Origin of the sequence: Streptomyces sp. SID13031 (assembly GCF_010548305.1) — a bacterium.
GTDB lineage: Bacteria > Actinomycetota > Actinomycetes > Propionibacteriales > Kribbellaceae > Kribbella.
Window position 1 is genome coordinate 127,927 of sequence record NZ_JAAGLV010000005.1, and the last position, 22,189, is coordinate 150,115.

The following is a 22,189-nucleotide window of genomic DNA, read 5'->3' on the forward strand; positions in this document are numbered from 1 at the left end:
GATGTGTGAGACGGCAGGAATAGTCACACCAGTGACCCATCGATCGGCTGGTCAGGTTGGGCGAGTATCGAAGGCAGCAGACCCATGAACTGGGACACCAGCCGATTCATCGTGGACAGGTCGAAGAGCGCCGTATTGAACTCGACGCTGCCCTGCAACCCGCCGCGGCCATCCTCGGAGAGGATGAAGGCAAGGTCCAGAATCGATGACGTTCGCGCAGTCCGGATGCGGGTCAGGGTGATGTCGTCACTGAGCCGGAGGATGGCTCCGGGAGCGTTCTGGTAGGCGAACATCACCTGGTAGACCGGGCTGCGCCCGGGGTCACGTGGAGGACTGAGCACTTCCACGACGCGCTCGAACGTGACGTCCTGGTTGGCGAACCCGTCGAGACTTGTCCGGCGGACGCGCCTGATCAGCTCACGAAAGGACGGCCTTCCTGAGAGGTCGTTCCGCAATGCGATAGTGCTGGCGAAGTAGCCGATCAGAGACTCGACCTCCGGCCGGGCCCGACCTGCGATCGGGGTGCCGACGACGATGTCGTCCTGCCCGCTCTGGGAACGCAGGGCGATGCAGAAGGCCGCCAGACAGACCATGAACACGGTGGCGCCTTCTTCGCGGGCCAGCCGCTCGAGTCCGGAGACCAGATCGTCCTCGACCTCGAACACCGTCGTGTCGCCGGTGAAGGTCATTCGCTCGGGTCGGGGCCGGTCGGTTGGCAGAGCCGACGGCGGTGCTCCGAGGAGTTGTTCACGCCAGTAGGAGATCTGCCGATCACGTCCCGCGTCGCGCAACTGCTCGTGCTGCCACGCGGCGAAGTCCGCGAACTGGACCGGCAGTGCGGGCAGAATCGGGGCGCTCTTGTCGACGATCGACGCATACAGAGCTGCCAGTTCGCGGGTGAAAACGTTCAAGGACCAGCCGTCGGCCACGATGTGGTGGGTCGTCACAAGCAGTACGTGCACATCCCGTCCGGTTCGAAGCAGCCGGGTGCGGAGAAGGCGGTCCCTGGCCAGATCGAACGGTCTGCGCCCCTCGGCACTGATCAGCCGATCCACGGCCGTCCGCCCAGCTCCGTCGAGGTGAACGACAGGGAGGTCGGGGGCCCCGGTCTGGGACGGTGTGGTCCGGAGCTCTCCTGTCTCGGTCGAAACGAAGTTGGTGCGCAACACCTCATGCCTCTCGACTACGCCGGCGACGGCCGACTCGAGGGCGGCGACATCAAGCGGGCCGTCGATGCGGAAGGCGGCCGGCAGGTTGTAGGCCGTACCGCCGGCCGGATCCAGCTGATCGAGGAACCACAACTGTTGCTGACCAGAGGACGCCGGCAGGAGCTGCCCCGGACTGTCGGATCGCGGCAGTAGCGGTATCGGTTCTGGTTCTTGGCCGGCGGAATCCTCGCTCGCACAGATCGCCTCGGCCAGCTCAGCCACGGTTTGGTGCTCGAAGATCATCTGTACTGGAACCCGGGTCTCCAGCCTTCCCCGCAGACGGCCTGAGACCCGGACGGCCATCAGCGAATGCCCGCCGATACCGAAGAAGTTGTCGTGGACACCGACTCTGTCTCGTCCCAGCACCTCCGCCCAGGTATCGGCGATCACCCGTTCGACAGCTGAGCGCGGTTCCAGGTAGGGAACGTCCTCGCCCTGGGCGGGTTCTGGAACGAGGGCTGCCTGCCCGTCATCGGCTGGTTCGACACTGCCGGCCAGTTTGGACAGCGGAAGGTCCGGATCCGCCGTGACGGCCTCCAGCACATCCCTCCACTGTTGGGCCATCGCGGCAGCAACCCCTGACGTGAAGTGGTCCACCGCGTACTTCAGTGTTCCGCTGATTCCTTCGCCTGACTGCCGGAAGGCGAACTGCAGATCGAACTTCGTGGCGTTGAGCGGCAGTTCTTCGGCTTCGGCCACGATGTGGGGCAACGAGACCGAGGCCGGCGCGTTGTTGTCGTAGGACAACATCACCTGAAAGAGCGGATGACGCGACGAAGTCCGACTTGGGTGGAGTGTCTGGACCAGCAGTTCGAAAGGGACATCCTGGTTGGCGAATGCGGCCGTGTCCGTCCGGCGAATCCTGGCCAGCAGTTCGCGGGGCGTCGGATCACCGGAGACATCGGTTCGCAATACCACCGTGTTGGTGAACAGCCCCACCAGATCCTGAAGTACCGTTTCGGTCCGCCCGGCAACCGGTGTGCCGAGTGGAATGTCGGCTCCGGCCCCGAGCTTCATCAGCAAGGTCGCCACGGTTGCTTGCATGACCATGAACTGGGTGACACCGCAGGCGTCGGCAAGTGCGGCGACGCGCTGCGAACTGTCCGGGCTGATCTCCAATGGAACCGAGGCGCCCTGGTAGGTGGGCTCGGCGTCGCTGCCTGTCGCTCCTGGCAGAGTCAGGTATTCGGGCAGGCCGGCCAATGCGGTGGTCCAGTGCTCGAGTTGAGTTCGCACAACGCCGTTCGCAGTGTCGAGCAGCGATCGCTGCCAGATGGCGAAATCGGCGTACTGGACGGGTAACTCGGGCCACTGCGGCGCTGTGCCCCCGTACCTTGCGGCATAGGCGATCGACAGGTCGCGGCCCAAGATGGACATCGACCACCCGTCGCCGGCGATGTGGTGAAGGACAAGGCTGACAACGTGATAATCCGGCCGCACCGCGAACAGCCAGGCATGAACTGGCAGGTCGGTCGAGAGATTGATCAGCTGATGTGCCGCCGCATCGAGGTGCGCGGCGAGGCTGTCCTCGGTGACCGACTTCCGGGTCAGCAGTGACTGGGGATCAGGAACGTCCAGCACTATTTGACAGGGTAGCTCCAGGGTTCCGCCGATGACCGTGCGTAGAGCTTCGTGCCGGGCAACCACATCGCCCAGAGCGGATTCGAGGGCGTCGGGATCCAGAGCCCCATGCAGCCGGATCGAGACCGGGATGTTGTAGGCGGGGGTGGGGCCCTCCAGTTGCCGGAGGAAGTGCAGGCGTTGCTGGCCGAACGAAAGCGGCACCTGGGACGGCCTGGCAATCGTGGCTGTCAGCGCGGGACGGCGCGACCCCGCTTCTTCGAGCAGCCCTGTCGCTTCGACCCGCAGGGCAAGCGTCTCCACCGTCGGTGCCTCGAAGACCGCGCGAATGGACACATCCACACCCAGCGCATCGCGGATGGCACTGATCAGACGGGTCGCAAGGAGCGAGTGTCCGCCCAGGGCGAAGAAGTCGTCCTCGATACCTACTCCCGTGACGCCGAGGACCTGCTCGAAAAGGCCGCACAAGACGGTTTCGAGCGGCGACCTCGCCGCGATCGTCGAGGCTTTCGGGGCATACTCGGGCATGGGCAGAGCCTTGCGATCCAGTTTGCCGTTCGCTGTGAGGGGCAAACGGTCGAGAACTACGATCGAGGCGGGAACCATGTATTCGGGCATCAGTGTGGCGGCGTGCCGACGCAGGTCCGAGGTGTCAAGCAGCCCGTCTGAAGACACATAGGCCACGAGTCGTTTGTCTCCAGACCGGTCCTCTCGAACCAGGACGGTGACTTCCCCCACCTGCGGGTGACCCGCGAGGGTCGCCTCCACCTCGCCGAGCTCGATGCGGAAGCCACGCACCTTGACCTGGCGGTCCATCCGGCCGAGGAATTGCAGCACACCGTCGGGCCGCCACCGGACCATGTCCCCGGTCCGGTAGAGCCTGGCGTCCGGGACACCTGAGAACCGGTCCGGAACAAAGCGCTCAGCCGTCAGATCCGGCTGGTTCAAATAGCCGCGGGCAACGGCGTCGCCACCGATGTACAGCTCGCCGACGGCGCTGACCGGCACCGCGTTCATCGCGGGGTCGAGCACCCAGGTGGTCGTGTGGCCGATCGGTCGTCCGATCGGCACCGAGCCGCTGTCGAGATCGGTCGCCGTAATCTGGTGACTGGTGGCGAAGACGGTGGCTTCAGTAGGTCCGTAGCCGTTGAAGAGTCTCATCTCGGGATTTGCTCGGAGGATCTTGCGGCATTGCTCCGGTGGCACGATGTCGCCACCTGCCAGCAGTTGGCGGACGCCGGAAAGATCTACGCCCGCATCGGCTACCTGGGTAAAGAGCCCAGCCGTCAACCACATCGTCGTCACGCCGAGGCGCCGCACCCAGTCGGCCAGCTCTTGTGCGGACAAGTGGTGCGCGGGGGGAATAGCCACCCGGCCGCCGTTGGCGAGGGGGCCCCAGATCTCGAAGGTCGAGACATCGAACGCCAGCGAGCAGTAGAGCAGGACGCACTCCCCGCTGAGGCTGATGTAGTCGGCAGACGACACCAGGCGTACGACGTTGCGATGCTCCACCATGACGCCCTTGGGGCGCCCGGTCGTTCCGGAGGTGTACAGGACGTACATGAGATCTTCAGGACGGACCGCAGGGAGCCCGATCGGTGGTGAGCAGTCGTTGTCGACTGCCGCTGCGTCCAGCACCAACATAGGCCGCCCATACTGGGAGAACCGGCCAGACAGACTCGCCTGAACCGCGATCAGTGCGACGTCGGCGTCAGCAAACATGAAGGCGATGCGGTCTTCCGGGTAAGCCGGATCAATGGGCACGTACGCTGCACCGGCCTTGAGGACGCCCAACTGTGCGATGACGACATCGATCGACCGATAGGCACAGAGGGCAACGCGGGAGCCTGGTGAAACCCCGGCCCGCAAAAGTCGCTGGGCGAACTGTTCCGCTCGCTGTATCAGCTCTCCATAGCTCACGTCCTGGAAGCCGTCGGTCAGCGCGACCGCACCGGGGTGAGCAGCGGCGATGGCGTCGACGAGGTCGGGCACCGCTCCGGTGGGAAGATCGGCCTGACCACCGGTCGACCAGGCCTCCAAGGTGGTGCGGGCCTTCGGCGGCATTATTCGGAGAGCCGACAGCGGCGTCGCGGGCGCGTGGACGGCGTGCTCGACAAATGTGCGGAATCCGTCCGCGATAGCCTCTGCCGTTCCGATGTCATAGAGGTCTGGAGCAAAGATCAGGCGACCACTGATCGCATTGCTGTCCCAAAGCTCGAGTTCGAGGTCGTAGCGGGTGCCAAGCGTGGGAACTTCGACTGGGATCAGCACCACTCCGGGAAACGTGTCCAGCGGGACCGAGAAGTTCTGGAAAACCAGCGCGGCTTGAAAGACCGGACTCCGGCTGAGGTCAGCGGCAGTCGACAGTTCCTGGACCAGACTTTCGAATGGAACGTGCTGGTGAGCAAGAACACCACGAACCTCGGAACGCGTATTCGCGAGGTGTTCCTGAAATGTCTGGCCCGCATCCATCATTGCCCGGTACGGCAACATGTTGGCGTACATGCCGATGACCTCGCGATTGTCGCGATTGCGGCCGGCATGTGGTGCGCCGATGGTGATGTCCGGCTGGCCGGTGAATCGGTGCAGCACCGCCTGAAATGCGGCCAGGATGACGACGAACGGAGTGACGACCGACTGCCGGGCGAGTGCGCGGATCGACGATGACAACTCGACGGAGAGTTGGATCGGAACCGCGTCGCCGCCGTGACCGCGGCCGGGCGCGCGGGGTCGATCAGTCGGCAGGTCGAGGGGGTCCGCCCCGTCCAGTTGCCCGCGCCACCAGGCAAGGTCTGCCGGAGCGGCATCGGTGTTGGAGCGGTCCAAGAAGGACGGCGCGGACTGGCCGAGCGGGTTCGTCTCACCGGTCGATTCGGCCGCATACAGGGCCCCCAGTTCACGCATGGCGATGCCGAGTGAGGTGCCGTCGCAGATCAGATGATGGGCGACGAAGGTGAGCAGATGGCGGTCCGGCCTCAGTTGTGTCAGCGTAATCCGCGCCATCGGAGCCATCGTCAGATCGAATGGTGTCCGGATCAGTTCGTCGCTGCGTGCCAGTGCCTCCGCATCGGTGGCCGCAACGGCGTCGCCGAGGCAGAGTGATGCAGTCCCGACGGCATGACGCGGACCGTCAGCACCAGCCACGATACCGACTCGCAACATCGTATGGCGCTCACCGAAGGTCTTGACGGCGCGGCCGAACGCGGCGCCGTCAAGGGGGCCCTCGAGCCAGCCGCGAAAGCTGATGTTGTTCGCGGCTGTACCTGGAAAGAGATGCTCCAGAAACCAGATTCCGTGCTGCTGTGGGCGGAGTGCCGAATACGGTCCCGAATGCTCACCAGTCGAGGTTTCGTTGGTACTGATCCTGACCTGCCATTCTATTCGAGACGCTCGCCCGAAAACCTTAAGGGCGCCATCGCACTGAGTTCAGAGTTGGCACGTGAAAGCATTGATGGGTATATCTGACGCGGTTGGACGGGTCCGCTTTTCCACCGGTGCAGCCCTGAACGGTGCCATGGCCCAGACCCGGAAGCAACGTGAGCTAGCTCATATTCAGCGCGCCGACCTGGCGCGGTTGCAGGAACGTGCAAAAAGTTGGACTACTGATTGTTCAGCACCTACTCTCGTCCGGAGGGCGGGCCGTATCGGCACCGAAATTATCCGGCACCTGCATTTCGCTGGTCGTCGCCGAGGTTCAGAACGCATTGAGGCGTTCGCTGCGAACTGCAATTCGTGGAAGCTGCGTGAAGCCAGTTCCACGTCATGTCTCCGATCGGTCCGAGGGGTACTCATTCGTATGTCACTCACCACACCCGCCACGGTGGAAGCGATGTTCCGTCACCGCGCCGCCAAGGATCCTGACGCGATCGCCTGCAGGGACCGCCATGGTGATTGGACCTACGGCGTTCTTGATGCCTGGGTCACCCAGGTAGCCTCAGCGCTCAGGGCAGCCGGCTGCCGCACTGGTGACCTGATCCCGGTGAGTACGGATCGCGATGCCGGGTTGCTGGCCGCATTGCTTGGCGTGATGCGTGCCGGTGGGACGTACGTTCCGATCGACGCGAAGGCTCCGGAGTCCCGCAATCGCCTGGTCCTGGAGCAGTTGGGCGCGAAGCTGCTCATCACCGGGTCCTCGGACTCGTTCAGGACCGAGGACCACCAAACGATCGTCGTTGAGCACTGCCGCTCGGAAGACCCGATGAGTGAGCAGGGGCAGCTCTGGGAACCGGCGGCTGCGGCGTACGTCATCTTCACCTCAGGCTCGACCGGCAGCCCGAAAGGCGTTCAGGTCGGTCAGAGCGCGTTGCTGCAGATGATGGTCTCCGCGCAAGACATCGTGCGGCTCGCACCGGGGGAGACCTGGCTCGCACTGACGACACCGTCGTTCGATATCGCTGCCCTCGAGCTGTTCCTTCCGCTGTGTCACGGCGGAATCGTGGAGCTCGCCTCGGCCGAAGTGGCCGAGGATCCTGCGGCTGTCGCAGCACGGCTCGATCAGGGCGGGCTCGCCGTCGCCCAGGCCACCCCGACGATGTGGCGAGCTGTCGTCGAGTCCGGGTGGCGCTGCACTGCAGAACTGAAAGTCCTGTGCGGCGGTGAAGAGTTGGCTCCCGACCTGGCCGAGCAGCTACGAAACCGGTCCGGTCGCGTCTGGAATGTCTACGGGCCGACTGAGACGACCATCTGGAGCACGTTCTGCGAGCTCACGTCATCCGTCGAGCACGCAGTGACGATCGGCCGGCCGTTCGCAGGTGAGGTTGTGTACGTCGTTGATGACGACGGCAATCGCCTGCCACCCGGCTCGATCGGCGAGCTCTGGATCGGTGGCGCCGGAGTCGCAGACGGCTACCTGAACCAGCCGCAGCTGACCGCTGCCAAATTCACGTCTGATCCGTTCGCCGGCTCGGGACGTGTCTACCGCACGGGTGACCTGGCCGCCTTCGATGCGGACGGAGCACTGCGGTTCCACGGAAGGCGCGATTCCCAGATCAAGCTCCGGGGCCACCGCATCGAGCTGGGAGAGATCGAGGCGGTGCTTCGCGCCGACACCGAGGTCGCTGACGTCGTCGTCCTGGTGCAGGGCGACACACCCGGCCATGAGCGTCTGGCCGCCTTCACCCGGCCTGCGCACCGCTCGCAGCTCGACGTCTCCGCCTTGTTCGCGCGATGCGCTCAGCTGCTCCCCGCCGTGATGGTGCCCACCGCGTGCCTGGTCCTACAAGACTTCCCCCTTACCCCGAGCGGGAAGATCGACAGAGTCGCGCTACGAAGTACCAGCGCGCCGTTGATTGCCCGTCCTGACGACGGTGACCGTCCCCAGGACGGGAAAGAAGCTGCGATCGCCGCGGTGTTCGGCCTTGTTCTGGATCGGCGGGACATCCGGGCCAACGCGAACTTCTTCGATCTCGGCGGGCACTCGCTGATGGCAAACCAGGTGGTCACCCGCCTGCGCGCATCAGGTCTCCAGGTGACTTTGCGGGACATCTTCGAAGCCCCGACAGTCGCCGGGCTTGCCGCCAGGGTCAGCGAAGGGCCTGGTACCGACGACGCCGTCGCCCGGGTCGACGTCCCCGCGGAATGGCCGCTGTCGTTCGCCCAGGAACGATTGTGGTTCCAGGACCGGCTCGGAACCAGTGGACCCGAGCATCACATCCAAGCGGCGTACACGCTGATCGGGCCGGTCAGCCCCGCATTGGTGAGAAGCGCACTCCAGCGCGTGGTTGATCGGCACGAGCCGCTGCGTACCGTTTTCGCCGAGTCGGACGGTCGCCCGGTACAACGGGTTCTGGACGCGGTGCGAGTGGAGCTACCCGTCACCGACGTCGATGGTGAGACAGCGGCAGCCCGGCTCAATATCGCCCGCGAACTGATGCACGGTTCGTTCGTCGAGCCGTTCACCTTGCGCAGTGCGCCGTTGTTCCGCTTCGAACTCTTCCAGCTCGGGGAGTCTGAGCATCTTCTCTATCTGTGTATGCACCACATCTGTACGGACGGCTGGTCGATGGGAATCATCGCGGCCGAGGTGATGGAAATCTACGCCGCTGAGCATCGCGGCGAAAGAGACTCACTTCCGGCAGTCGCGAGCTACCGTGCTGCTGCTCTCGCCGAGCGGCAGCAAACGAACAGTCAGGTATTCGAGCGCCAACTGGCCGACGTGACGGGCCGGCTAGCGGCCTATCCGACATCGACATCGATCATCCTCGATCGCGCCCGCCCCGATCAGCAGGTGGTTGCGGGCGGGACGGTTCGATCGACCCTCGGCGTTGAGGTCACGGCGGCAGTCGGACGGCTGGCTCGAGAATGTGGTGCAACGGTCCACTCGGTCCTCCTTGCCGCCTATGCCGCGCTACTTCACCGGCACGGCGCAAGCGACGAGATGGTCATCGCCTCGCCAAGTGCCAACCGTAGCCGGCCAGAGCTGGAAGGGATGGTCGGTGTCTTCGTCAACACATTGCCGATTGCCGTCCGGTTCGATTCCCGCCTGCCGTTCGCCGACCTGGTCCGCGACGTTCGCGATGCCACTCTCGAGGCCATGACCGCGGTCGGCGTGCCCATAGATCGCATCGTCGACGCCCTGAAGATCCCACGTAGCCTTGCTGCCCTTCCACTGACGCAGGTGGCCTTCGTCCTGCACAACGCCCCGATGCCGACGGTGGCGCTACCGGGAATCGAGGTAGAGCCGCTGTCGCTGGACACCGGCATGTCGATGTACGACCTCCGCCTGGTCGCCACAGAGCGATCCGGTCAGATCGAACTTCAACTCGACCATGCCACCTCGGTGATCGACCCGGCTACGGTCGGGGCTCTCCTGGAACGCCTGACGAAGGCGCTGGACTCGCTGGTCGACAGGACCACCGCTACGACCGAGCCGTTGCCGATACCGACGGACACCGTCGTCGCACTCACCAGCGGTGAAGCAGTCAGGTCCGCGACGACTGTCCCGGCTCTCTTCCGCGAGGTGGTTCGCAATACGCCGTCGGCACCTGCAGTGTCCGCAGGCGACAAGACCTGGTCATTCGCTGAACTCGATCGCGGCTCGGATGCCGTCGCGGCGGCCTTGCGTACGGCGGGAGTCGGGCCCGGCGACCTGGTCGGACTGATGCTCGGCCGAGGTCTCGACCTGGCGGCAGCAGTTCTGGGTGTGGTCAAACTCGGCGGCGCGTACGTCTGCATCGACGGAGCTCTTCCCGATTCCCGGATCGACTTCATCATCGCGGATGCCGGCTGCAAGGTCATCGTGACCAACGAACACGATCTGGACCACGCGAGCAGGACTGGAATCGACGTCGTCGACCTGGACGAGATCGACCGGACTGCCACCCTCGAGCCCTCCGTCCAGGGGCCCGGACCGGACGACGTCGCGTATGTGACATATACGTCCGGATCGACGGGCACCCCCAAGGGCACCCTGGTGCCGCATCGCAGCATCGCCGGATTCTGGCGTGACGTGGATTATGCCGATTTCGGTCCCGGCACCACGTTCCTCGCCCATTCGTCGACCTCCTGGGATGCACTGACCCTCGAGTTCTGGTCGATGGTGCTGTCCGGCGGACGATGCCACTTCGTCCCCGCGGGTATCTCGGGGCCAGAGGATCTCGCTCGCCATCAGGCACACGGGGGTGCGGACACAGTTTGGCTGACCGCGGCGTTCTTCAACGCGATCGTCGATGCGGACCCGGCCGCGCTGGCGGGCTTCCAGCAGGTTCTGATCGGCGGCGAAGCGGCCTCGCTGCGGCACGTCCGCGCTTTCCGCCGCCTCTATCCGCAGAGCAGGCTGATCAACGGCTACGGTCCCTCGGAATGCACGGTGTTCACCACCTGTCAGGTGATTCCACCTGACGTGCCGCGGGACTGGACCTCGGTGCCGATCGGCCGGCCGATCGGGGACCGCAAGGTCTGGGTGATGGACGACGACGGGCGCCCGGTTGCGCCGTTGATACCAGGTGAGCTGTGCGTCGGCGGCGATGCCGTCGCGCTCGGCTATCTCAACCAACCGGATCTGAACCGAGAGCGATTCATCGACTGGTCGGGTGAAACTCTGTATCGCAGCGGTGACCGCGTGCGGCAACGCTCCGACGGACTTCTGGAGTTCCTAGGCCGCAGCGATGATCAGGTGAAGCTGCGGGGATACCGGATCGAACTGGGCGAGATCGAGCGCGCGCTGGCGGTCCACCCTGCCGTCGGTACCGCAGCGGTCGTGTTGCGCACCGATGACCAGGGAATCTCCCGGCTGGCCGCCTACATCACGCCGGCGCCGGCGGAACAGTTGCTGAACCTGGCCGGTGAGCTCCGCCGGCATCTGCGCATCAGTCTGCCCGAGTACATGGTCCCCGCCTCCATCCAGGCGCTCGCCGAGTTGCCGAGGCAATCCACCGGGAAGATCGATCGCAACGGCCTGCCGGACCCGGTCTGGCAAGCCGGCTCCCCGGTCGATCAACCGGATCCAGTCGAGGAAGATGGACGGCTCGGAACGCTGACAGCGATCTGGGCTGCCGTGCTGGGCCTGGAGACCGTCGGACCGGACGAGAACTTCTTCGACATCGGCGGTGACTCGATCACCAGTATTCAGGTGGTCGTGCGCGCCCGGGAGGCCGGTATCGGCATCGGTCCCAAGGATCTTTTCGATCACCAGACCGTCCGGTCCGTACTTTCGGTAGCCGCTGCTGAATCGGAATCCGGGACAACCAGTCAGGACGTACTGGCGGGCGACATCCCACTGGCGCCGATCCAGCAATGGATGTTCGAACTAGGGCTCGGAGACGTCAACCGCTTCCCGCAGTCGCTCATGCTCGACTTCGCCGCCGACCCTGGGGAGACAGTGCTACAGCGGGCCGTCGACGCCCTGGTGAGCCATCACGACATGCTTCGAGCGCGCTTCACTCAGCGTGCCGGGCGATGGAGTCAGGCTTACGGCCCGGCAGCTACGGCATCGACGGTCAGCCGGGTGAGCATCGACACCGCCCACCCCACGGCCGACGAGATCGAGGCCATCGTCAGCGCGACGCACGGAACCATCGACGTCAGCGCGGGACCGGTCTTCCGCGCCGTCTGGATCGGCCTGGCGGACGGGACGGGCAAACTGTTCCTCGTCGGCCATCACTTGTGCATGGATGGCTACTCCTGGAATGTGCTGCTCGATGACCTCCTGCGTGGTCTGAGAACACCCGCCGACGAAGCGATCCCGCTCCCTGCCAAGACGACGTCATACGGTGACTGGGTCGAGTCGCTACAGCAGTGGTCCGGCTCTGTGCCGGCCAAGCGGCAGCTCGCTTACTGGCAGGAGCAGGCCGGCCGCGGCATACCGTGGCTGGAACCGGCCGGGACGCCAGTACGGCAGATCCATTCCAGTGTGTTGTCCGAGAGCCTTGCCGAGTCTGTTCTACGGGAGGTGCCTGGCGGCTATGGAGTAGAGCCGGTGGAGGTGATGATCGCCGCACTGGTTGCGGCCGTCCTCGGCGATTCGGCTCAGCGCGAGCTCGTCGTCGAGCTGGAGCACCATGGTCGTGACGCGATCGCAGAAGGTCACGTGCTCGATCGCACGATCGGCTGGTTCACCAGTCTCTACCCGATCCTGCTTCGGGCATCGCCTGAGACGGAGCAGCTCCTCCAGGTCACCAAGGACGCAGTGCGCCGGCTGCCTGGCTCTGGTCAGGGGCACGGGGCCTTGCGGTACCTCGCCGGCGAGGATCTGAAAGGCGGCGCTGATGTCCGCTTCAACTACCTCGGCCGCTTCGATGCGTTGCAGTCCTCGGTGGAAGGCATCAGTCTGTCCACGCACGCCCTGGGAGACCATGCCAGCCTGCCGGCCGATGGTGGGCTCGCACTCAACATCACTGCGTTCACGTTGGCGAACCGGGTCCATGTTCGTTGGGACTACCGCGCGGACCGCATCACGCCCGAGCAGGTCGCCTTGGTGGCAGACAGCTGGGCGGCGTGGATCGAGAAGATCTGCACCTTCTGCCTGACCACCTCGGGCCACTCGCTCGTGCCCGCGGATTTCCCTTTGGCCGATCTGGATCAGTCGGTTCTCGACGAACTGATGGAAGGACTCTGACCGTGGTACGCCAGAAGTCGAATCTGGAGAACCTCTTCCCCCTGACCCCTGGTCAGGAGGGAATGTTCTTCCACGCCCTCTATACGCCCGACTCGCCGGCGTACCTGAACCAGCTCACCATCCGTCTCGAGGGCGTTCTTGACCCGGAGCGATTGCGACAGGCTTGGCAGGCCGGCGTCCAACGGCATGACTCCTTGCGTAGCTGCTTTCGATGGGAAGGCCTCGAGCATCCCCTACAGGTCGTGGTCAGGGATCTGACCGCTGACTGGCAGACCGTCGACCTGGTCGGCGAGTCGCCGCAGATCGTCGAGGAGTGGCTGGCCGACGACCGGAACCATGGTCTCGATCTCGCAAGGCCCGGGCTCCATCGGGCGAGTCTGCTGCAGACCGGGCCGAACGAATGGCTGTTCGTTCTGACCATCCATCACCTGGTGATCGACGGCTGGAGCCTGGGGGTGCTGTTCCAGGAGATCTTCCGCTTCTATCGCGACAACGAATTCCAGGCCACCGCGGCGACCGGCTTCCACACCTACTCGGAGTGGGTAGCCGGACGAGATGCCGCAGAGACTGAGGCATTCTGGACCCGCGAGCTCGCCGGATTCACCGAGTGTTCCTATCTCGGTATCGACCGGCGACTGCTCTCCACCGACTGGCGGACCGGATTCGCCGACAGCGAATTCCGGGTGACCCTTCCCCCTGATCGGACCGCGGCTCTGGAGTCGTGGGCCCGGCGCCAGAAGGTCACGGTCAGCAGCGTTCTGCATGCCGCGTATCTGCTGCTCCTGCATCGCCTCACCGGCTCACGAGATCTCGTCTACGGCGTCACGATGGCCGGCCGGCCGGCCGATCTGGAGGACGTGTCGCAGATCGTCGGCAACTTCGTCAATGTGCTGCCGGTCAGGGTCTTCGTCGACGACTCGCTGTCTCCCACGGCCTGGGTCCGGCAGGTGCAGGACAAGATCTCCGCGGTCGGCGTCTTCCAGCACAGCTCGCTGGCCCAGGTCCAGCGCTGGAGCGACCTTCCGGTCGGCGAGCCGATCTTCTCCACTTTCGTGACGGTGGAGAACTACCCGTTCGATCGTTCCCTCGGGTCGCCGGACCCGGCTTTGAGACTCAGCGAGGCGCGAGCGTACGACCGGACGGTCTATCCACTGAATCTCACCGTCGTTCCGGGTGAGTCGTTGCAGCTGCGGTTCGTTTTCGATACGGGCCGCTTCGCGGCCGCCGACATCGCCTGGGCGGCCGACCAGCTGACGGAGTTGCTCGACAGCCTGATCGGCGCCGACGCCGAGGCCTGCGTCGGGGCGCTCCTGCACGCCACCCGGATCCGCCGTCCAATCACGTCCCAACCGACGCCAAGTCGCCCCTTGGTCAGCGTGTTGGCGAGTTTCGACGCCGCAGTCCTGCGATCGCCGAATGCTGTGGCGTTACGGCACGGCGATGACCTGCAGACGTTCGCCGAACTCGATGCGGGCGCATCGTTGATCGCCGCGGCACTGCACGGACGAGGGATCGGCGCCGGCTGCCGGGTCGCCGTGACGCTGGATCACGAACCTGGGCTGCTGGAGTCGATCATCGGCGTGATGCGGGCAGGTGCCGCGTTCGTTCCGGTCGATCATCGTGCTGCCGATCAGCGCGTCGATCGGATCCTCCAGACCGCCGCGGTGGACCTGATGATCGTCAGTTCGGCAGCCGACCCCATCCGTGGCGTCACCCCTGCCACGTTGCGACGGGAGGGCGAAAAGCTTCCCGCCCGGGCACTGCCGCTGCCGGACATCGATCTGGACAGCACCGCGTATCTGCTGTTCACCTCCGGCTCCACAGGTGAGCCCAAGGGAGTGGTCGTCTCGCATCGGTCGCTGGCCAACTACCTGGACTGGTCAGTCGAGACCTACTTGTGTTTCGGCGCCGGCGGAGCGCCCCTCTACAGCTCGATCGGCTTCGACTTGACCATCACAAGTCTCTTCGCGCCACTTGCGGCTGGGCGGCCGGTCGACCTGATCTCCAGTCGGCAAGGCATCGACGGCGTCGCCGAACTGTTGGCGCAGGGGCGCTCGTTCGACTTCGTCAAAGTCACACCCTCCCATCTGCGGATGCTGGTGGCGGCTTGCGAGGCCAGGCCCCCCCAAGGCCAGATCAGCTGCTTGGTGGTCGGGGGAGAGCAACTGCCGGAGGACGTCGTCCGGGCATGGTGGGCAATCAGCCCGCAGACGGTCGTTCTGAACGAGTACGGTCCGACTGAGGCGACGGTCGGCTGCTGCGTCCATGAGGTCAAGGCTGAACAGGATCTGGCCGGCCGGATTCCGATCGGCACCGCGATACCGGGTGCGGTGCTGCATGTCTTGGATGAGCGAGGTGATGCGGTTGTGGATGGCGTCACCGGAGAGCTCTTCATCGGCGGCGTCTGTCTGGCCGATGGGTATTTCGGGCGTGCGGACCTTACCGAGCAGCGCTTCGGACCCGGTGGCGACACTGACGCACCAACCCGCCTGTATCGCACCGGAGACCTGGTCCGCAAGCTGCCCAGCGGGGACCTCGTGTATCTCGGTCGCAACGACGACCAGCTGAAAGTCCGTGGTTACCGGATCGAGCCCGCCGAAATCGAAACCGCCCTTCGGCGTGATCCTCAGGTGAAGGACTGCCTCGTGGGCCGCTGGCAGCGTGCGGTGGATGACGAACGCCTGGTGGGATATGTGGTGCCCGACCCCGAGGCAGTCTGGTCCGCCTTGATCGAACGGCTCACGACGAATCTCGCGGTCCAACTACCGCTCCATATGGTTCCCGATCACTTCGTACGTATCGATGCGGTCCCGCAGACGGTCAACGGCAAGATCGATCGTGGCAGTCTGCCCCAGCCCGAGCTCTCGGCGGACCGTGGTCACCAGGCGGAGAACATCGCGCCGCGCGACGTCGTGGAGTTGCGGGTGGCCGTCATCTGGAAGGGTCTCCTCGGGCTGGACGTCATCGACGTCCGCACGCCCTTCTTCGAACTCGGCGGACACTCGATCCTCGCGGTTCGGATGATGGCGCAGTTGAAGAAGGCCTTCGGACGAGCATTGCCACTGTCTTCGCTGCTCGGCGGCGGGACGATCGAGACCATTGCCGCGATGCTCCGCAGCGATGGCGAGATCGAGTGGACCAGCCTGGTCCCAATCCAGCCCTCGGGTGACCGGCAGGCATCCTTCTGGGTTCACGCTGCCGGCGGAAATGTCTTGTCGTACGTGCCCATCGCTGAGCGCATCGGTTCGGACTTCCCCATGTACGGGTTGCAGGCCCGGGGACTGGAACGAGATCAAGAGCCGATCGGCGACCTCCAGCGGATGGCTTCGACCTACACCGAGGCGATTCGTACTCAGCAGCCGGCTGGGCCCTACATCGTTGCCGGCTGGTCGTTCGGCGGCATGGTGGCGCTGGAGATAGCGAACCAGCTCATCGACCTGGGTGAAGAGGTAGCCGAGTTGATCATGGTCGATACCGGCACCAACGACGCATCACCGCGCACCATGGATCCGCAGGACCCCGCCTTCCTCTCGGGAGTGGCGCAGTTCATCAGCAACGGCCACGTCGCGGGGCTGAGTGCCGCGGAACTTTCGGCCGTCGCTCCGGACGATCGCGTGAATCACGTGGTGGAGCTCGGCAGATCGGCCGGTACGCTGCCGCCCGGTTTCGAGGTCGCCGATCTGGACCGGTTCCTCGCCGTCTACGCGGCCTGCAATGAGGCCTACCGGGCCTACCGGCCACGTCAGTTGCCACCTCGTACGACGTTGGTTCGCGCCGAACAGAACCCGGACCCGGATCCGCAGCTCGGCTGGTCGATGCCCGCAGGTGGCCGTCTGCGCGTGATCGACGCCCCCGGCAACCACGTAACCGTGATGAACGGGAGCAACATCGAGGCGTTCGCTCCAGAGTTGGCGAAGACCCTGGTCGAAGCATCGCAGTGGTGTGACTCCATCTGACCTTCATCTACCCGGCGAGAGGACCGCATAGCATGGCATTCGCAACGTCCCAGTTGCATCCCGATGAGCCGCTGCCTTTGGTCGTTCACCCGGACGGGGGCGACCTGATCGACCTGGTTCGTGACCATGCCGGTGAGCTGGATGCTGCCTTGGACAAGCATGGCGCCCTCCTGTTCCGTGGCTTCGGCGTGGATACGGCCGAGGCCATGGGACAGGCAGCCGAAGCACTGTGCCGGGACCTGTTCGACGAGAACGGTGAGCATGCCCACGATGCGGTGGCGAAGAATGTGTATACGCCGGTCGAATACAGCTCGTCGTCGAAACTGCTCTGGCACACTGAGAATTCATTCAATCATCGCTGGCCCAGCAGACTCTTGTTCGCGGCGGCGGTACCTGCGGCCAGCGGGGGCCAGACGCCGCTGGTTGACAACCGCCGGCTGTGGCGTGCGCTGGATCCAGCAGTGCGGGAGGCTTTCGCGACGGCCGGTGTGACGTATGCCCGTAGTTACGGGACTGGCGTCGGCCTTGACTGGCAGCAGATCTTCGGCACCGACGACAAAGAGCAAATAGAGGCTCATCTTGCAGAGAACCTCTTTGAATGGGAGTGGCTGCAAGGCGGAGGTCTGCGCACCCGAAGCCACCGGCCGGCCGCGGTCCGACACCCCGCGACCGGCCAGCCGACCTGGTTCGCCCAGGTGGCTCACTGGCATCCATCCTGTCTGGACTCCGACACGCGAGAGGCGCTGGAGATACTGTTCGGCGAGGATGATCTGCCACGTGACTGCTTCCTGGGTTCTGCCGAGCGCATCTCCGACGAGTGGATGGCGTCGATCCTCACGGCGTACGAGAGCCTGGAGGTGGTCTTCGACTGGGAGAAGGGCGACCTGCTGCTGGTCGACAACCTCTCCGTCTCGCACGCCCGGCAGCCGTACACAGGGGAGCGGAAGCTTCTAGTTGCCCTCGGCAACATGATGTCGTTCGCCGAGGTCGAGCCGGTACTGTGACCACGGCCTCGGCCGTTTGTGAAGTGATTCTGTCCGGTGGAAGAAGGAGACTCGTGATCGACCTGCGCGGTATGCACCGCAACCATCAAGCGTTCTGGTCCCAGATGGCGCGGACAGCCGGCGGAGAGGTCGACCAACTCGCCGGTGGGCTGTTGGTGACCACTGGCATCCCGGCGGCTCCGTTCAACCAGCTTCACTGCGACCCGGGCATGGAAGGGTCGTCCACCATCGCCGAAGCGGCTGCTCATTTCGAGAAACTCGGCCTTCCCTGGCGGATCGTGTGCGAAGCGCAGAGCCCAGAAGCCGAGGAGTTCAGCCGGGAACGGCACGGCGAATCCCAGCCGTTGTATCCCATTCTGAGCAGGGACGTCGAACAGGGTCGCGCACCGACGCCGGTGGCCGGACTGCAGTTCGTCACCGCCGGCGACCTCGGAGACCTTCAGGCATTCGTCAACTGCGCCGGGGCCTGCTATCAGCACGACCCCGCGCTGATCCAGAAGCTGGTCTCGTCCGAGGCGCTGGTGGATGAGGACTTCCAGTTTCATCTGGGCATGGTGGCGGGAGATTGCGTTGCCATCAGCGTCGGAGTCAGCAACGGGCAGACAGCGGGCGCCTACTTCGTCGGCGTACGGCCCGAGCATCGCGGCAAGGGCTACGGTCGGGCCCTGACCGAGCAAGCGCTCCTCGGCGCCACGTCGGCGCAGACGCGAACCGCGGTTCTCCAGGCCACCCCGGACGGCCTACCGGTGTACCTGAGGATGGGATTCCGGCATGTTGGCGACTACCACAACTCGGACCTCCCGGTCTCCGCCGCAGGGGTGCTGGATGGCAGCTGAAGTATCGGTGATCCGGCTGTTCGAAGAGCAAGCCGGTCGGTGGCCCGATCGGCCGGCCGTGGTCGCCCAAGACGGCAGTCTGACTTACCGCGAGCTGGACCAGTTGTCCGGACGTATCGCTCGGGTCCTGCGCGCGACGAATCCGCCCGGTGACACACCGGTAGCAGTGATGGCTGACCGCGGCACCTTACAAATTGCGGGAATCCTGGCGACGATGCGCGTTGCCGCACCCTACTTCTGCGTCGACCTGGAGCAGCCGGCGAGCAGACAGGACGGACAGCTGGCGGACTCCGGGGCGAGGGTTGTCCTCACAGATCGGCCAAGGCCCGCAGTTCGGGGCGACGTCGTGGACATGACTCAACTGCCGACCGTCACGACTATGCCCGAGGCAACCGACTCGGAGTTGGCGTACATCGTCTATACCTCCGGCTCGTCGGGCACTCCAAAAGGTGTCGCGGTCACCGGGGCCGGACTGGCCAACTACTCCCGCTACATCGTTGATCTGCTGGACTGCCCGGCAAGTGGTGGCGCCTTCGCCTCGGTGACCAGTTTGGCCACCGACCTCGGAAACACTGCCGTGTTTCCGGCCCTGATTTCCGGCGGCTGCCTACATCTTGTGTCTACTGATGTCGCTCGTGATCCAGTGGACTTCGCTGCGTACATGCAAAACCATCGCATCGACTATCTGAAGATCACGCCGTCGCACCTATCTGCTCTGCTGGACTATCCCGACCCCGACGTTCTGCCACGCCGGGCGTTGGTGCTGGGCGGAGAGACCGCCCGCTGGGACCTGGTGGATTCGGTGCGCCGACTCGGCGACTGCCGAATCATCAACCACTACGGACCGACCGAGACGACGGTAGGTTCGCTGACTCATGAGGTAGCGCAGGTCCCGCGGTCAGCTCATCGGGCCGCTGCCTCAGTGCCGATCGGAGGACCGATCGCCGCGACCTGGATCCACGTCGTCGATCAGCGGATCCAGCCAGTGCCGGTGGGAGAGACCGGCGAGTTGCTCGTCTCGGGCGCGGGCCTCGCCCAGGGCTACTGGAAATCGCCCGAACTGACTGCCGAGCGCTTCATCTTCCTCGATGACGGGAGTCGGGCATACCGGACCGGCGATGTCGTGCGCCAGTTGGACGACGGTGCGGTGGAGTTCATCGGGCGAGCGGATGGTCAGCTGAAAGTCCGCGGCCATCGCGTCGAGCCCGGCGAGATCGAGACGCTCCTGTGCCGGCACCCCGAGGTCAGCCAGGCCGTGGTGCTGCCGACGGTCGATGAATTCAACGGTACCTCCCTGACCGGGTACGTGGTCGCGGTACCCGGTGGTCGACCGACCCCGGTCGAGCTGCTGAAGTATCTGGCGGAGTTGCTGCCAAGCCATCTGGTGCCTGCCGCGATAACGGTGCTGAAGCGGCTGCCGTTCCTGGCCAGCGGCAAGGTCGATCGAGCCGCGTTGTCTCAGCAAGAATCCCTGCCCATCGTCCAGGGAATGGTGAGGACGTGACCAGCGACGACGCAGTACCGGGTCAGCGGCCTCGAATCGGTGGCGGGTTGGGTCGGCTACTACTTCCGAATCCGGCCTGGGGTCCGCTTGCGCTATGGGGCTTCATCACGACGGTTGGCAGTGGGATGTTCGCGGCCGGTGGGGTTGTCTACTTCATCCGCGGCGTCGGGCTCAGTAGCCACGAAGTTGCGCTCGGCCTCACCATCTCCGGCCTGCTCGCCTTGGGGTTCGGCCTTCCCATCGGACACTTGGCCGACCGGCTGGGCGCGAGAACTCTCTGCATCGTGACGCTCCTCGTTCGCGCCGGCGGAACGTTGCTCTTCCTGTGGGCCGGTTCATTCGAGGCGTTCCTCGCCGCCGCGATTCTGGTGGCCGGTGCCGACATCGGAGGCGGAGCCGCCGGCGGCGCACTGATCGCGGGTGTCGGCGGAACCGATCGCGTGAAGCTTCGCGCCTATCTGCACTCCGTGACCAACGCAGGGGTCGCAGTCGGGGCAGGGGCCGCTGGCATCCTCCTCGCGTTTGACAGCCAGGCGGCGTACCGGCTGATGATCGTCGGCATCGCCGTTGCGCCGGTTGGCGCTGCTCTGGTGCTCCTGTGGGTTGCGCAGCTACCGCCGGTCCCCAAGCCGGTTGGGTCTGGCCGTTGGGAATCGTTGCGAGACCGCCGCTACTTGACCGTCACGGCCCTGCACTCGCTGCTCAGCCTGCATTTCGAGGTCCTTACCTTCGCGGTTCCGTTGTGGCTACTGCACACGGGCGTCGCGCCTACGTGGCTCATCTCTGTTCTTCTCATCATCAACACAGCCATGGTGGTGCTACTCCAGGTGCCGGCCAGTAGGGGCGTGGTTTCCATCCCGTCTGCCGCAGCCGTCGGACGCCGATCTGGAGGAATTCTCCTGCTGGCCTGTGCGGTGATCGGTACGGCGGGCTATCTGTCTGCCTGGATTGCCATCACCTGCTTTGTCGTCGGCACCGCACTGCTGACTGTCGGAGAACTCTTCCAGTCCGCCTCGTCGTTCGGTCTCAGCTTCGACCTCGCACCTGATCACGCCCAGGGCCAGTACCAGGGCATGTTCGCGCTGGGACGAGGCGGAGCGAAGGCCATCGCTCCTGCACTGCTCGCCTATCCGTGTGTGCAGTGGGGTTTGGCCGGCTGGGTGGCGGTAGGCGCGGGGCTCGCGCTGACGGGCCTTCTGCTGCCCATGGCTACGCGAATCGCCGCAACTACGCCACCCGCCGGTACTGCGAAGGACGCGGCAGCGAAGTACTCAGGCTAGGGCGCGGTAGACCGTGACCAGAGGTTGACCTTCGGCGGCGATGTGGAGGGCCAGGCCGGGTGGGGCCCCGGTGTCGACGAGGCCGTTGGCCGCGGCCGGCTCGAAAGGTAGTGGGGCGGTGGATCTGATGCCGGGGGCAACCAATAGCGGGTGGCCGGCGAAGGTTGTCGAGATGCCGTTGTGGACGTGGCCGGTGAGGATGGCGGTGATCGGCCGGCCGCGGAGCACGGCGGCGAACGGTTCGGCGTCCTGGAGGATCCATTGGTCGAGGATCGGGTGCTGAAGCTTGTTCGGCGGATGGTGGAACGCCACGAAGAGCGGCCCGTCCACAGGCTCATCGAGGACTGCGGTCAGCCACTCGAGTGACTCCGCGCTGAGCAAGCCGTGGTCCTCACCCGGTACCGAGGTGTCGAGCAGCACGAAGCGGGCTTCGCCGACGTCCCGCACCTGGTGCACCGGATGCCCCTGGCCGGGGGAGTCGATGGGGAGGCCGGCGCGGAGTGGGGCGCTGATGTCATGGTTGCCGGGCAACAGCAGCACCGGAACGTCGAGGGTGAACTCGGCTGCGACTTCCGCGTACTCCGAGGGGAGCCCGTGGTCGGCGAGATCCCCGGTCACCAGCACCACATCGACCGGGCGCGAGAACGCCTTGAGGTAGTCCAGGACACTGCGCAGCCGGTCCCGGGGCACCGAGGACCCATCCAGGTGCGGGTCACTGAGATGAGCGATCACGTACATCCGAACCTCCCACGAGCTAATGACAGAG

The 22,189-nt window shown here is 65.1% G+C and carries 9 protein-coding genes; 7 read left to right on the top strand and 2 right to left on the bottom strand.

Annotated features, from left to right (window positions below; all coding sequences use genetic code 11):
- Positions 1 to 23: 23 nt before the first annotated feature.
- Positions 24 to 6,071 carry a non-ribosomal peptide synthetase gene (locus G3I17_RS12595; RefSeq protein ID WP_239062498.1) on the bottom strand — a complete coding sequence of 2,016 codons (6,048 nt, stop codon included), beginning with the start codon at positions 6,069 to 6,071 and terminating at the stop codon, positions 24 to 26.
- Between G3I17_RS12595 and G3I17_RS12600 the strand changes: the two genes are divergently transcribed.
- Genes G3I17_RS12600 through G3I17_RS12630 form a run of 7 tightly spaced genes read left to right on the top strand, consistent with a single transcriptional unit; the run spans position 5,955 to position 21,423 of the window.
- Positions 5,955 to 6,254 (top strand): hypothetical protein, encoded by a 300-nt coding sequence (locus G3I17_RS12600; RefSeq protein WP_164596174.1) that lies wholly within the window; start codon positions 5,955 to 5,957, stop codon positions 6,252 to 6,254. The two genes, G3I17_RS12595 and G3I17_RS12600, sit on opposite strands and share 117 nt — an antisense overlap.
- Entirely contained in the window at positions 6,229 to 12,843 is a 6,615-nt protein-coding gene (locus G3I17_RS12605; RefSeq protein WP_164596175.1) for a non-ribosomal peptide synthetase, read from the top strand. The genes G3I17_RS12600 and G3I17_RS12605 overlap by 26 nt, the downstream gene beginning before the upstream one ends.
- Before the next feature lie 2 nt (positions 12,844 to 12,845).
- Positions 12,846 to 16,799, top strand: coding sequence for a non-ribosomal peptide synthetase (locus tag G3I17_RS12610; RefSeq protein ID WP_164596176.1), 3,954 nt, complete (start codon positions 12,846 to 12,848; stop codon positions 16,797 to 16,799).
- Positions 16,800 to 16,831: 32 nt separating this feature from the next.
- Positions 16,832 to 17,803: a TauD/TfdA family dioxygenase gene (locus G3I17_RS12615; RefSeq protein ID WP_164596177.1), complete on the top strand. Its 972-nt coding sequence runs from the start codon at positions 16,832 to 16,834 to the stop codon at positions 17,801 to 17,803.
- A gap of 53 nt (positions 17,804 to 17,856) precedes the next feature.
- Complete coding sequence (locus tag G3I17_RS12620) at positions 17,857 to 18,639, top strand: GNAT family N-acetyltransferase (RefSeq protein ID WP_164596178.1); 783 nt, start codon at positions 17,857 to 17,859, stop codon at positions 18,637 to 18,639.
- Positions 18,629 to 20,143 (top strand): amino acid adenylation domain-containing protein, encoded by a 1,515-nt coding sequence (locus G3I17_RS12625; RefSeq protein ID WP_164596179.1) that lies wholly within the window; start codon positions 18,629 to 18,631, stop codon positions 20,141 to 20,143. Before G3I17_RS12620 ends, G3I17_RS12625 begins: the two co-directional genes overlap by 11 nt.
- Positions 20,140 to 21,423: an MFS transporter gene (locus G3I17_RS12630; RefSeq protein ID WP_164596180.1), complete on the top strand. Its 1,284-nt coding sequence runs from the start codon at positions 20,140 to 20,142 to the stop codon at positions 21,421 to 21,423. Before G3I17_RS12625 ends, G3I17_RS12630 begins: the two co-directional genes overlap by 4 nt.
- On the opposite strand, the gene G3I17_RS12635 is transcribed toward G3I17_RS12630, so the two are convergent.
- Entirely contained in the window at positions 21,415 to 22,161 is a 747-nt protein-coding gene (locus G3I17_RS12635) for a metallophosphoesterase (RefSeq protein WP_164596181.1), read from the bottom strand. The two genes, G3I17_RS12630 and G3I17_RS12635, sit on opposite strands and share 9 nt — an antisense overlap.
- Between the last annotated feature and the right edge of the window lie 28 nt (positions 22,162 to 22,189).

Excerpts from the sequence above, each read along its gene's own strand:
- G3I17_RS12635 (WP_164596181.1), bottom strand. The coding sequence starts at position 22,161 with ATGTACGTGATCGCTCATCTCAGTGACCCGCACCTGGATGGGTCCTCG.
- G3I17_RS12625 (WP_164596179.1), top strand. The coding sequence starts at position 18,629 with ATGGCAGCTGAAGTATCGGTGATCCGGCTGTTCGAAGAGCAAGCCGGT.
- G3I17_RS12615 (WP_164596177.1), top strand. The coding sequence starts at position 16,832 with ATGGCATTCGCAACGTCCCAGTTGCATCCCGATGAGCCGCTGCCTTTG.
- G3I17_RS12600 (WP_164596174.1), top strand. The coding sequence starts at position 5,955 with ATGGCGCTCACCGAAGGTCTTGACGGCGCGGCCGAACGCGGCGCCGTC.